Origin of the sequence: Neopusillimonas aromaticivorans, from assembly GCF_030344915.1 — a bacterium.
In the GTDB taxonomy this organism is placed as follows: domain Bacteria; phylum Pseudomonadota; class Gammaproteobacteria; order Burkholderiales; family Burkholderiaceae_B; genus Neopusillimonas; species Neopusillimonas aromaticivorans.
On sequence record NZ_CP128233.1, the window covers coordinates 372,236 to 384,704 of the forward strand.

General features: G+C 56.7%; 12 protein-coding genes and 2 pseudogenes. 2 read left to right on the top strand and 12 right to left on the bottom strand.

Going from position 1 to position 12,469, the window contains the following annotated elements; translation table 11 throughout:
* Positions 1-44: 44 nt before the first annotated feature.
* Together N7E01_RS01845 and N7E01_RS01850 are read left to right on the top strand one after the other, a co-directional pair.
* Positions 45-482 carry a hypothetical protein gene (locus N7E01_RS01845; RefSeq protein ID WP_289174359.1) on the top strand — a complete coding sequence of 146 codons (438 nt, stop codon included), beginning with the start codon at positions 45-47 and terminating at the stop codon, positions 480-482.
* Positions 483-521: 39 nt separating this feature from the next.
* Entirely contained in the window at positions 522-1,007 is a 486-nt protein-coding gene (locus N7E01_RS01850) for a nucleoside 2-deoxyribosyltransferase (RefSeq protein ID WP_289174361.1), read from the top strand.
* Between the two features lie 48 nt (positions 1,008-1,055).
* Here the strand turns inward: N7E01_RS01850 and N7E01_RS01855 are convergent, their stop codons facing one another.
* From N7E01_RS01855 to istA, 12 genes and pseudogenes are all read right to left on the bottom strand, one after another.
* Positions 1,056-1,436, bottom strand: coding sequence for a type II toxin-antitoxin system VapC family toxin (locus N7E01_RS01855; protein WP_289174363.1), 381 nt, complete (start codon positions 1,434-1,436; stop codon positions 1,056-1,058).
* Positions 1,433-1,633, bottom strand: a complete 201-nt coding sequence (locus N7E01_RS01860; protein ID WP_289174365.1) for a type II toxin-antitoxin system VapB family antitoxin — start codon at positions 1,631-1,633, stop codon at positions 1,433-1,435. The genes N7E01_RS01855 and N7E01_RS01860 overlap by 4 nt, the downstream gene beginning before the upstream one ends.
* Positions 1,634-1,934: 301 nt before the next feature.
* On the bottom strand, positions 1,935-2,576 hold the full coding sequence (locus tag N7E01_RS01865; protein WP_289174367.1) for a lipocalin family protein: 642 nt from the start codon (positions 2,574-2,576) through the stop codon (positions 1,935-1,937).
* Between the two features lie 36 nt (positions 2,577-2,612).
* Positions 2,613-3,404, bottom strand: coding sequence for a hypothetical protein (locus tag N7E01_RS01870; protein WP_289174369.1), 792 nt, complete (start codon positions 3,402-3,404; stop codon positions 2,613-2,615).
* Between the two features lie 46 nt (positions 3,405-3,450).
* Positions 3,451-4,248 (bottom strand): histidinol-phosphatase, encoded by a 798-nt coding sequence (gene hisN, locus N7E01_RS01875; protein WP_289174371.1) that lies wholly within the window; start codon positions 4,246-4,248, stop codon positions 3,451-3,453.
* A gap of 178 nt (positions 4,249-4,426) precedes the next feature.
* A pseudogene (locus tag N7E01_RS01880) lies at positions 4,427-5,475 on the bottom strand (NADP(H)-dependent aldo-keto reductase).
* Between the two features lie 169 nt (positions 5,476-5,644).
* A pseudogene (locus N7E01_RS01885) lies at positions 5,645-6,117 on the bottom strand (Dps family protein).
* A 60-nt stretch (positions 6,118-6,177) separates the two neighbouring features.
* A complete protein-coding gene (locus tag N7E01_RS01890; RefSeq protein ID WP_434089548.1) occupies positions 6,178-6,708 on the bottom strand; it encodes a CopD family protein in 531 nt (176 codons plus the stop codon).
* A 37-nt stretch (positions 6,709-6,745) separates the two neighbouring features.
* Complete coding sequence (locus N7E01_RS01895; RefSeq protein ID WP_289174373.1) at positions 6,746-8,935, bottom strand: SbcC/MukB-like Walker B domain-containing protein; 2,190 nt, start codon at positions 8,933-8,935, stop codon at positions 6,746-6,748.
* Positions 8,936-8,991: 56 nt separating this feature from the next.
* The gene (locus N7E01_RS01900) at positions 8,992-9,993 is read right to left on the bottom strand and encodes an AAA family ATPase (RefSeq protein WP_289174374.1); all 1,002 of its coding nucleotides are present in this window, start codon (positions 9,991-9,993) and stop codon (positions 8,992-8,994) included.
* A gap of 124 nt (positions 9,994-10,117) precedes the next feature.
* Positions 10,118-10,858 carry an IS21-like element helper ATPase IstB gene (gene istB / locus N7E01_RS01905; RefSeq protein WP_289173101.1) on the bottom strand — a complete coding sequence of 247 codons (741 nt, stop codon included), beginning with the start codon at positions 10,856-10,858 and terminating at the stop codon, positions 10,118-10,120.
* Positions 10,845-12,365: an IS21 family transposase gene (istA, locus tag N7E01_RS01910; RefSeq protein WP_289173100.1), complete on the bottom strand. Its 1,521-nt coding sequence runs from the start codon at positions 12,363-12,365 to the stop codon at positions 10,845-10,847. Before istA ends, istB begins: the two co-directional genes overlap by 14 nt.
* Positions 12,366-12,469 lie beyond the last annotated feature (104 nt).

Genomic DNA, 12,469 nt, shown 5'->3' on the forward strand with positions numbered 1-12,469 from the left:
TATCGTTTACCACGTAAGTCCAACGTCAAGAATTGAAATCATCAATGATCAAACTTTTTACGACCCTGCTCGGCGTGGCCGCCGCCACGGGCTCGGTACACGCGACCGAATTTTCATGCGACATTGCCAACAAAAGCAGAAGCGTCACACTGACGCAGTCGGACCAGACTGTGTCCTATACCTACGGCAAGAAAGGCGCAGCGCCTGAACTGGCGCTGACGGTGCCGGTATCGGCGATCGAGCTGTATGCTTGGGAAGGTATGGGTCGTCACCAGACCTATTCCATAGGCATTCCAAACGGCCAGTACCTCTACACGGTATACACCTCGATGGACAGCCTCGAGCAAGCCACATCCGCAGGGGTCACCATCGAAAAAGGTGGCAAGTATCTTGCTGAACTGCTGTGCAACCCGAATACGGTCAATGGGGATCTGGAGCAGATGGTGCTCGGCCTCAAAACTGATGGGACAGCCCGGCAATAGAAGCGGCTCCAACGAAGTCACGCTATCAAACGCAACACCATGAAAAGAATTTACCTGGCTGGCCCTGATGTATTTCGGGAAGACAGCATCACCTGGGGCAAGTATTTGCAGACCGTATGTGAAGAACACGGCCTGACCGGTCTCTACCCTCTGGACAACGACATTGCGCCACGGCATAACCCGCAAGAAACCGCACACGCCATTGCACAGGCCAACATGCAGATGATCCGGCAGGCTGACGGGGTTGTGGCCAATCTTGAACCGTTTCGTGGCATTGAGCCGGATTCGGGTACGGTGTTTGAGGTTGGGGTGGCGATTGCGCTAGGCAAGCCCGTGTGGGTGTATTTCCCGCACACGGGTGACCTGCTTCAGCAAGTGCCCGATATTGATGCCGGCCGCTGCGCACAAGGCTGGCTGGTTGAAGACTTCGGCCTGCCGCGCAACCTGATGCTGGCCTGCCAGTGGCATGGGTACAGCCCGACGGTTGAAGAGGCGATTGCCGAAATGGCCCAATTGCTTGGGTAAATGTCTGTATACGAGTTTGATGGGGTGTCTACCGCATCGAATATGCGGTTAATGCGCCACAGGCATAAACATCAGGTTAAAACGTATTGCCAGCGCCCCAAACCGTTTATCCAGTGTCCAGATCAGCGTCTGTTCAGTCATCAGTGCAGACGAAAGCAGCAATAAATCGACCAGCCCACACCCCTGCCCATAGAGACGTTCACGTTCGATGAAAACCATTGCTTCGGAAATACTGGCCTGACGTACCTGAGCAAGATTTTCCAGCAATGCAAGCGTGTTCCGACGATCGGGCGGAGTACCGCAGGCCAGCTCACCGATAATTAACGGATGAATCTTTACCTGGTCGTGCAACAGCAGCTCGATCAGTGCCTGGTTAGGATTGCGGAAGTGCTCAACCCAGACGGACGTATCAACCAGAACCCGTCTCATGCATGTTCCGGATCACGGCGAGGGATATCTGCCATATCTGGCGCAGCGCCGCCCAGTGCAGCAAGACGTTTCGCAGACTGGACCCGAATGAACGTCTTGACGGCCTCACGAAATAACTCGGATTTATCCATGCCAGGATCTGCGACTTCAAGTGCCCGCTTAAAAAGGGCGTCGTCCAGTGTAACTGTTGTTCTCATGAATACCCCAAACAATCATCAAAAACATCATCACATCATATCAAACCAATCATCTAGCTTCAACATCATGATGTCGCAAGTATCTGCTTGAACGTCTGTACTATCCAAACACCGTCAAGTGCTTCATGCAAGGCATGAATTTCAGTTCCGTTCAGGGATGTCATGACCCGATGGAAACGCGCAAGCAAGACAAAGATGACAGCCGCTTTATGCGGGTGTACCTGACCAAGACCGGTAAAAAAGTTACGAACAGGCCTGGCCATCAGCCCATGACATCATGACACGAGCGATGAAAGTCGTGTCAGAAGAAGAGCGGACACAGCTCTGTGATGTGCTGACGCGAATTGACGACCATATGCAGAAAAGCTGAATCAGGGAGTGCTGGCGCACCTATGAGTCGGCCAGGGTCAAACCCTTTTTGCAATAGTCGACTAAGCAATTGCGCATAACGCTCGGGGTCGACCTGAAGGGCGCGTGAAAGTATCCACAAATACTCCCGGTTTGGCTCGCTGATCGCAACCAGCTGATAATCCTCGTCCAGATCAATAACCCAATAATCACCCCACACCGCAGGCAAAAAGGACAACCAGGCCGGTGCGAACCGGACCTTCAGCCGGGGTGAGGTGGCTTCGCCGAGTTGGCGTGCCACAGCAACCGCCTCGTTAAGACCCCCATCAGCCAAACGGCACCGATTGACGACACGAACACGACCGTCATCCATCAAGCTGTACTCTGCCGTGGAGGCGCTAACGCATTTTTTCTGGAAACTGTTAGGGTAACGGGCAATTTCATACCATGTGCCCATGTAGCGAGGGACGTCAAGCGACGGAATGGTTTCCAGCGGACGATCTGTGAAAAGCTCATCTCCTTGCACAGCACCGTCACGGGCCGCACAGCCCAAAAGACCTGCGCAAACCAACAGGGCCAATAACATGCTTCTCATAGTTTTTCCTTCGTATGGACTAATCCAGAGATTGAATCAATTCAGTTGTCGCTTGCGCTTTGAAACTATCGCAATTTGGATCAACAGATTCGGAAAGTGAGCTGGAAGAAGCAATGTCGCTCCCTCAACAGGACCTACCCACGCCGCATGCCGCTCAACCGCCTGAACGTCGTGTGCGCCACTCAGCATGATTTTCAGCCGAGCGGCAGATCTGTTCACGTCAGTGCCCGGAGGCAATAGAATCGTCATCATGCCATGACTGGTTGTTTGACCGTCAATCAGTTGAGCACCCATACCATGTCGTAACCGACGATAGATCTGGTCAATTTGCTCAATATTTTTCTCGCCCACCGAAATATTGATTGCATCAAGGTAACGCGACCCCACAAACGGCTTCGAGGCCAGCACCAGCACGCTGTGCTGGGCCAAGGTGCAGGCCAGCAAGCTGGCCACCTTCAAGGGATCGCCCTTTTCAAGATGCAAGGCAAATGACGGGTTCGTTTCGTCAAGATAGCTGCCGATTTGCTCAACCAAAACTCCGCTCGCCCGCAGCTGACGCAAGACGACCGGAACAACCCGGTTTGCAACCGCACTACTGATGTCATGCCGCTGTGTGGAGGAAAGCTTCCGCCAATGTTGCAGCAAAACAGCTTCGTGAGGATCAGGTGCGACTTCGAAAATGATCGTGTGTGGCTGCTGAGAAAGCGTCTGGGCGTTGGCACCATATCCGAACACCAGTAACAGCAACACACTGATCAGCACCAGACATTTATGAAAACAAGCCATTGAGTGGGCTAAATGCGCAGCCACGCCTACACGTTCTGACATCTTGTGCGCGGTTCAAGCATCAAATCATGTCCGCAATCTTGCGGCATCAAACAGCCCCGCCGCGCATCAATCGCTCGACCAGTTGAGCATGCAATACCGGGTCGCCTGCAGCCACCACCGCCCCGCCCTGCTGGGCGTCGCCGCCGTCCCAGGCCGTCATGACGCCGCCGGCACCTTCGATAATGGGAATCAGCGCCTGCACATCGTAGGTTTGCAGGCCCGCCTCAATCACGGCATCGACATGACCCGAGGCCAGCATACAGTAGGCGTAACAATCGCCGCCATAGCGCAACAGTTGTACGTCTTTGGCGATGGCATTGAACGTGGCCAGCTGACTGTCATTGTCAAAAATCTGGGGTGAGGTACACATCAATCGGGCTGAGCCGATGCTGTCGCAGGCGCGGGTCGATAGCGATTTGCCGTTGCTCCAGGCCCCTTGAGGCGTCCCCACAAAGCGCTCGCCGGTGTAAGGCTGGTTCATGACGCCCAGAACGGGGCGCACACCGTTATTCAAGGCGATCAGGGTGCCCCACAGGGGCATGCCGGTAATGAACGCGCGGGTGCCATCAATGGGGTCAAGCACCCAGGTCAGGGCACTGCGACCTTCAACATTACCTTCTTCTTCGCCAATGATGCCGTGATCGGGATACGTGGCCATAATCAGTTCGCGCATGGCCCGCTCAGCCGCCTGATCGGCTTCGGTAACCGGGTCGTACAGTTTGCCGCCCTTGTGTTGCACCGGCAAAGGCGCACGGAAATACGGCAAGATAGCCGCCGCCGCCGCATCGGCCAGGGTTTCGGCAAATTGCCGGTATTCGTTCAATTGATCAGCACTGAGAAGCATGGAAATGGCCCAAAAACAGACCTTCGGGCACTATTATTGCGCGAAGGTCTGGAGTCAAACAAAGAAAAAGCAAGATAACAACTGCCAACCCACAACGAAGCCAGGTCGCACGAGCACCACAAAGCGTATCAACTATCGCAACCGAAACGCCAGGACAAATGGCTTCGGGCTGGCGTACTTAAGGTGCCGGGTTGGGGTACTGCTCGTGGATGGCATCAATCGCCTTCACAACCTCGTCGCTGAGTGTGGTGTTGAGGCTGGCGATGTTTTCCTTCAGTTGTTCAAGACTGGTGGCACCCACCAGGTTGCTGGTCAGGAACGGCTGGCGATTCACAAACGCCAGGGCCAGGGTGGCCGGGCTCATGCCATGGCTGCGGGCCAGGTTCACGTAAGCGCTGGTGGCCGCAACCGCTTGCGGACGCGAATAACGGGTGAAGCGCTCGAACAACGTAATGCGGGCACCGGCCGGACGTTCGCCCCCTTCGTACTTGCCTGACAACCAGCCAAAGGCCAGAGGCGAATACGCCAGCAAGCCCACGGCGTCACGGTGTGAAAATTCTGACAAACCCACTTCGAAGGTGCGATTGAGCAGGTTGTAGGGATTCTGGATGGATACGATACGCTCAAGACCCAATTCACGTGACGCGGCCAGAAACTTTGACACGCCCCAGGGTGTTTCATTGGACAAACCGATATGACGGATCTTGCCGTCTTTGACCAGGTCCGTCAGGGCCAGCAGGGTTTCTTCAATGGGTACCGTAAAGGGTTCATCTTCGTAGGGGTAAGATGTGCGGCCGAAGGTGGTTGTGCTGCGATCAGGCCAGTGCAACTGGTACAGGTCAATGTAGTCAGTACCCAGGCGCTGCAAGCTGCCATTGACCGCTTCGACCAGATTCGGTTTGTCGAACTGATTGGCGGTGCCACGAATATGGCTGGGGCGCCCCGCCTGACGCGACGGGCCCGCAATTTTGGTGGCCAGCACGGCCTTGCTGCGCAAGCCGGTTTTTTAAGCCACGGCCCCACAAAGCGCTCGCTGGTGCCATAGGTTTCAGGCTTGGGTGGTACCGGGTACATTTCAGCAACATCCACCAGTGTCACGCCCTGGGCATAGGCATAATCAAGCTGTTCGTGTGCCTGCGCTTCAGTGTTCTGTTCACCGAATGTCATGGTACCCAGACCGATGAGGCTGACGTCAATGTCTGTTTTTCCTAGCTTTCGATACTGCATTGTGGCTCCTTGCTGAAATTACTTGCCGATTGTATCGCCTGGAAAAGGGCCGGATAAACCGGCCCCTCGAACACCCTGTACAACGACACCTAAACCATTGCACGACCGATGCAGAAGCGGTCTGGACTTACTGCATCGAAGGCCTGTACGTACTGCGCTTACTACCCGCTCACTCTTCCAGAAGCGAACGCAGCATCCAGGCGGTTTGTTCGTGTACGGTAATACGCTGGGTCAACAAATCGGCGGTGGGTTCGTCGCTGGCCTTTTCAACGACGGGATACAACGCACGCGCCGTTTTGGCGGCAGACTCGTGGCCTTTGGCCAGAAGCGCAACCATTTCAAGCGCTTTGGGGGCTTAGCCGGTGCATCGGGCAACGAACTGAGTTTGGCAAATTCGGCATAGGAACCGGGCGCAGGGAAACCCAGCGAACGGATGCGTTCGGCAATGGGGTCAACCGCATTCCAGAGCTCGGTATATTGCTGCATGAACATATCGTGCAGGCTGTTGAACATGGGGCCAGTCACGTTCCAGTGAAAGTTGTGTGTGGTCAGATACAACGTGTACGTGTCGGCCAGAAGGTTACCCAACCCTTTGGTGATGGCTTTGCGATCTTTTTCTGAGATACCGATATCGATTTTCATGGACGATGCCTTTTCAGGTTAGAGAAACACCAGTAACTATACCAATGGTTGTGACGGTTGTTAAAGCGCCAGCGCCACAATTACCGTTACCACACCCAGCACCAAGTTGACCGATACCCAGCCACGGATGCTGGCCAGCGCCCTGCCGGCGACTTCGTAGTCGGCACTGCTGACGGCATTAACCAGTTTGGGGTACAAGCGAAAGCGGATGCCCAGGAAAATCAGCAGCATCAGCACGCCAATGGCCGACATGATGTGCCAGTCAAGCGGCATTTGAAAAGCAACCCCCGCTTCAGAGGCCGCACGGGCCGTACGCCCGATCATCCAGATGCCGGTGGCCACGGCAATCAGTGCCGCACCCAGTACATCACGGAAAAACCGGCCCAGAACATCGGCCATCAATCGTAACCGTACCGGCGGCTCAAGCATGGCCACCGAAGGACGCAGGTAAAAATGCGCAAACACCATGCCCCCACCCAGACGATGATGGACAAAACATGCAGTGTTTTCAGTGCGGCGTAAAACATGGGGGCTCCTGTCGGTTGAAATAGTCGCGCTGTTGATGCGCAGTCGATAGCATAAAACTAACATGGCGAAGGTTACCGAAGCATACAGGTCGGCGGATTTGTCACGCTACTCGCCGGCAGCCAGGCCCCAGTAAATCACTGTTGCCACCCGCCCGGGGAACCACCTGGATCTGGGTGGCAATGCGCTCTTTCAGGGCCGGTACATGCGAGATGATACCGATCAGTTTGCCTTCCTGATGCAGTCCGGCCAGCGTTTCCAGAGCGGTATCCAGGGCCTCTTCGTCCAGGGTGCCGAACCCTTCATCCAGAAACAGGGAATCCACCCGCACATTATGGCTGGCCATGCCCGATAGCCCAAGGGCCAGCGACAGGCTCACGATGAAACTTTCACCACCTGACAGATTGCGCGTCGAGCGCACCTCGGCCGCCTGCCAGGTATCGACGACGTTCAGTTCCAGCGGCTGACTGCTGTCGCGCACCAGCAGGTAACGGTCAGTCATTTTCTGCAATTGACGGTTGGCGTGACGCACCATCAGTTCAAACGTCAGGCCTTGCGCGAAATTGCGATACTTTTTGCCGTCGGAAGAACCGATCAGTTCATGCAGGTTTTCCCAGCGGCGACACTCGATCTGCTGCAGGTCAATGGCCGCCTGTTTATCGCGTATGCGTGCCTTGGCGCTGGCGTTCTCGGCCAGACGATGTCGCGCCCCGGCAATGGCCTGCGCCAGTTCAGCCAGACGGGCCTGTTGCACCTGCTGCTGCGCCTCAAGCGAGGCGACTGTGGCATCGGTCAGTTGCATGGCCTGCTCGGCCAGCAAACGCTCGCGCTGGTCTTTCAGACGGGTCGCCAATTGGGTGGTTCGATCGTCCAGCACTTTGGCCTGATCGAGCAAGGCCTGCAGATCGGGCTGCGGCAGACGTGCCGCCAGAAACGCCGCTTCATCGGCAAACCCTGCCGATCTGCATGCTTGCGCGAAACCGGATTCAACATCGACCAACGCGGCTGCATTTTCGGTCAAACGCGCCTGCAACGCCTGGCATTGGGTCTGAACCTGCGTCGCCTGTTGTGTCGCGTCTGCCAGCTGCTCACGCACCTGGCGCTCAGCGATGTCGGCCTGATCCTGTGCCTGTTGCAACCGCTGCTCTTCATCGTCCGGATTGCGGTCTGCGAACAGGGTCTGACGCCGGCTCAACAACTGGGCCTGCCCACTCTGCAACTGCGCCAGCTGCGTCGTCAAACGATCGAGTTGTTCACGCTGAATCGCAATCGCTTCGGTCTGATGCTGCACATCACGCCCGGCCATGATCAGGGTGTTTTCAAAACCCGCTTTATCGCGCCCCGTTGCCAACCAGCGTTCACGCCGGTTGTGCAAGGCTTGCATGAACAGGGCCAGATCAGCCTGCGGCAACGTCCCCATACCCAAGGGGGCCAACGCCGCTACCACCGTTTCACGACGCTGGCGGATATCGTTCTGCACCACGTCAAGCTCGTTCACTAACCGGGCCAGGGTCGCCTGTGCCGATTGCAACTGCGCCACAGCAGTGGCCTGGGCTGCCTGCAAACCGGCCAGACGCTCACCCAGCGCCGCATGCTGAGACTGAAGTTGCGCGCCACGCGTCTCAAGGTCTTCTGCGCGCGCAATCAGATCGTTCAAGGCCGCCACTCGCTGCTCAAGCGCATCGGGCACGGGCACCTGCCCATGCGCGAACGGGTGAGTTGTTGACCCGCACAATGGGCACGGTGTGCCGGCCTCCAGACGTGCACGCTCGGTTTCCAGCGCCGCTATCCGGGCAACCAGCGCCATCTCGCGCAGGACGCCGTCCTTTTCAGCACGGTATTCCCGCAGCAAACGCCCCTGCAATACGCCGGCCAGGTCATCCTGAACCTGGCGACGCTGACCAGCCAGAGTTTCAAGGCTCTCCTGAACCGTGGACAGGTGTTGACGGGTGTTGTGCTCGGCCTTGTTTAACGCATCGATACTGGCCTGGGCTTGTGCGTGCTCTTGTGCCTTCTGAACACCTTCACGCTCACGCGCCAGCAGCCCTTGCACCTGTTCTTCAAGCCCGGCCAAGCCCGTAACCAGCCATTCATCAGCACGGTTATCCTGCAGCCAGGTTGCAGCCGCAGCCAATTGCTGCTGAACGTTGGCCTGCAGCGCGCGGGTCTGGCTTACCTGCTGATCGAGTGCCGCCAAACGCGTACCGGCCTCGCTGACCTGCCGTTGCATGGCTGCGGTATCACGGGCGCTTGCCGCCAGGTGTTGATCCAGTTCCCGTACTTGACGCCACACCGGCGCGGCCGCCCTGAATGCGGCACGGGCATCGAGTGACGTTTGACTGGTACGCGTCAGCTGCTCGCGCAGCGTGGCAGCGACGGCTCAAGTGAAGGCAAGCGGCCTTGCGCATCGGCCAAACGGCTTTGGTCATCGGCCTGTTGTTTGCGCAAGGCACAAACAGCGGCATAACGCCCTTCCAGCGCCGCTGCGGCCTGGGCTCGCCCAATCTGCTGACGCACGGGTTCGAATGCCAGGCGCTCGGCACCGAGCACAACCTCGTCGTGTTCAAGCCGGGCCACTTCAGCTTTCAGGGCATCAATACGGCTCAACCAACCCAGCGCTGCGCCTGTCTGCGCCTGCGCCGCACTGGCCAACTGCTCTTGCTCAAGATCCCGCTGCAACCCCAGCTGCAGTTCGCTTTCCTGCCCGGCATCCAGCACCATAATGCCCAGCGTTTCTGACTTCAGCAGTGCCAGCGATTCACGCGCTTCCCGCAAGACTTCATGGGTCCGTATCGAAATCTGACTGTAGATTTCCGTGCCGGTGATCTGTTCAAGAATCGGCGCACGCTCGTCGGCACTGGCCTGCAAGAAGGCCGCGAAGCCCCCTTGAGCCAGCAGCATCGAACGGGTAAAACGGTCAAAATCCATACCGGTCAGGCGTTCAATGCGGTCACCCGTAGAGCGCAAGCTGGCTTCCAGGATTTCTCCGGAATCGGCCCTGGCAATTTCATGTTTAGGTGCCTGCAACGCAGCACCCGGCTTCTTGCGGGCACGGTGCTGGCTCCAGTAACTGCGATAGCGCCCCGCCCCCGTCTCGAACACCACCTCGGCAAAGCACTCGCCACACTGACGCGACATGATGTCGTTGGCACTTTGGGTCAACCTGCTCAGGCGCGGCGTTCGCCCGTACAACGCCAGGCAAATGGCATCCAGCAACGTTGTCTTGCCCGCACCGGTAGGCCCGGTAATCGCAAAAATGCCATCAGCGACATAAGCCGGGTCAGTCAGGTCAACCTGCCATTCGCCCACCAGCGAATTGAGGTTGGAAAAACGGATCTGCAAAATTCTCATGATTGCGCTCTGGCCGGTTTGCCGTCAGTCGGCCTGGGTATCGTCTTCATGCAATGACTTGACTGTCAATGGCCATTATTTTTGACCCACTTTTGGCCAATAAAATTGACCCACCCATTGTTTGTTAACTGGATGTTTTCTGCTTCAGTCGGTAGCTCTCGCCTCCCAGCATAAAGATGTTTGAGTGATGGATAACGCGGTCAATGATCGGGATGGCCACGTTATCGTGATGGAAGAACTCACCCCAATCGGTGAAGTCTTTGTTGGTGGTCAGGATGATGGATCGGTACTCGTACAGCGCATTCACGAGCTGGAACAAGTTGAACCGGGCCTGAGCCGTCATGGGTAAATAGCCGAGTTCATCAATGATCAACATATCGAATTTGGCCAGCTGGCTGATCCGTTTTTTGAGCTCGCCTTTCATCTCGGCCAGCTCCAAGTCTTCCACCAGATCAAGCGCGGTGCGGAATAACACTTTGTAGCCCGCCTGGATCGCTTTCTGGCCAATCCCAATGGCCAGATGGGTCTTGCCCACACCGGGCGGGCCGATGAAGACCACGTTCTCGCGATTATCGATAAACCCGAAGTCCAGCAACGCATTGACCTGACGCTTGGTGATCGTGGTCTGATGGCGGTAGTCGAAGTCCTCCAGATGCTTGTCCAAGGGTAGACCGGCCTGGCGGTGGTGGCGACTGATACGGCTGCGGGTGCGTTCGGCAATTTCGTGCTCGGCCAGCATCTGGGCGAAGCTCAAGTGTGACAGGTCATTGGCCTCGGCCTGCGAGACCAGACCCACAAGGTCACGGCCGATGGCGCTTAAACGTAAGCTGCGATATTGTGCGCTGGTGTGCTCAAGCTGGCTCATGGGTCATCTCCTGTCCAGCAGAATGGCCAACAAGGGCGTAGGCACCCAGATCCAGAGGTTCGAACCAAGACTGACCAGACATCGGCTGATCGACGATGCGCCCGCGTTGTCGGGCCTGCTCATTCGCTTGCAGATAACGCTTAAGCAGACTGGCCGTCAGCTCATGGCGCTGCGACAGGCCGGTGATCAAGGTCATATTCAGCGGCATATGGGCCTGCAACAGCGAACGCACTGCGACGAGCTGGTCCCTATAGATTCGTGGGGATGTCCGTTTGAGCACCGCACATAATGCCAGGGCTGTGTCCGTTGGCATCATGCTCATAATCGCCTGTTCCAGGTCGCTGATACGCTGAGCATGGTCCCGGTAATGGTGACTATTCTTGACGATCCGGCCCCGCTCAGAACACACCGCGTGCACAGCAATCGTTTCGCCTGTTGCAAGGTCAGTGATCCTCAACCCATCGTCTTGTTCACACACACCGACGTTGGACTGCTGCCAAGCCATGGGCACGGAGTACTTGGTCGACTTCCATGAGATGAGGCCTGTCTTGTCGGCGCGCCGTGTTTGAACGCTGACCGCCCCAGTGGTCAGGCTGGCGGGGGATAGGTAAGGACGAAGGTGCTGACGTTCTTCATCTTCAAAGTGTGCTCGAGGCACTCGCCCTGTCGTGCCATGAACACGGGCATTGGCCACGTGATCAAGCCAGCGTTGGACATGCTCACGCAGTGCTTGTTCGCTGGCAAACTCCTCACCATAAAAACAATCCTGCTTAACGTATTTCACGCCTGCTTCTACTTTGCCTTTGCTCTCGGGGTCGTAACCCTCGCAGGCATGGATGCGGAATCCTGCCATGGTGGCAAACTCATGGAAGCGCTGGTTAACTGTCAATTCGCGATACTGCTCGCTGAGCACGACGAGCTTGGTCTGATCATACACACATTCTTCGGTGACACCGCCGAAGTAACGAAAGGCCTCATCATGCAATTGAATGAAGGCTGTGGTGTTCAGTGGCTTGAATGAGAGACCGACATACATCAAGCGCGAGCAGGAGAGCACGAACACCACAAAGTACACGGTTCGTTCTTGCCCACCCACAAGAACGCCACGCAGTTCACCTGGATCTACCTGGCACTGGATGCCGGGCATCAATTGCAGCACGGGTTCGTAATAGCGGGCCTGGCCTGTGGCGACGAGTTCTTTTAACGCCTGCACGTAGCGACGAATGCTGCGCGACGACACGCCCAACTCGCCCACACGTTGCTGTAGCCGACGCGCCAACTTGACCGCACTCAGCTGGGGAAAATGCTGAAGCTGATGGATCAGAAAGTCCCGATGCGCGTCCAGACGTTTATGCCGCGACCGATCCTCTTGAAGGATGCTGATCTGCGTTTCTTCCATCTGCAAATACTTGCGCACCGTATTGCGCGAAATCCCTAGCTCGTGACTGATGCCACGGATCGACATGCCATTGCCCTGGTCATACAGCCCTTTAATCTTGTGAATCACAACCCACTCCTTCACTACCGCGCTCCCGTTGCCCTTGATCTATGGGCAGGAACGCTACATGTTTCGTGGCCTCGCAGCCACCGGCAGGTGGGTCAAAATTGTTG

What these genes read in the sequence shown, in the direction of transcription:
- N7E01_RS01845 (WP_289174359.1), top strand. Translation starts at nt 45, where the DNA reads ATGATCAAACTTTTTACGACCCTGCTCGGCGTGGCCGCCGCCACGGGC.
- N7E01_RS01850 (WP_289174361.1), top strand. Translation starts at nt 522, where the DNA reads ATGAAAAGAATTTACCTGGCTGGCCCTGATGTATTTCGGGAAGACAGC.
- N7E01_RS01855 (WP_289174363.1), bottom strand. Translation starts at nt 1,436, where the DNA reads ATGAGACGGGTTCTGGTTGATACGTCCGTCTGGGTTGAGCACTTCCGC.
- N7E01_RS01860 (WP_289174365.1), bottom strand. Translation starts at nt 1,633, where the DNA reads ATGAGAACAACAGTTACACTGGACGACGCCCTTTTTAAGCGGGCACTT.
- N7E01_RS01865 (WP_289174367.1), bottom strand. Translation starts at nt 2,576, where the DNA reads ATGAGAAGCATGTTATTGGCCCTGTTGGTTTGCGCAGGTCTTTTGGGC.
- N7E01_RS01870 (WP_289174369.1), bottom strand. Translation starts at nt 3,404, where the DNA reads ATGTCAGAACGTGTAGGCGTGGCTGCGCATTTAGCCCACTCAATGGCT.
- hisN (WP_289174371.1), bottom strand. Translation starts at nt 4,248, where the DNA reads ATGCTTCTCAGTGCTGATCAATTGAACGAATACCGGCAATTTGCCGAA.
- N7E01_RS01890 (WP_434089548.1), bottom strand. Translation starts at nt 6,708, where the DNA reads ATGTTAGTTTTATGCTATCGACTGCGCATCAACAGCGCGACTATTTCA.
- N7E01_RS01900 (WP_289174374.1), bottom strand. Translation starts at nt 9,993, where the DNA reads ATGAGAATTTTGCAGATCCGTTTTTCCAACCTCAATTCGCTGGTGGGC.
- istB (WP_289173101.1), bottom strand. Translation starts at nt 10,858, where the DNA reads ATGAGCCAGCTTGAGCACACCAGCGCACAATATCGCAGCTTACGTTTA.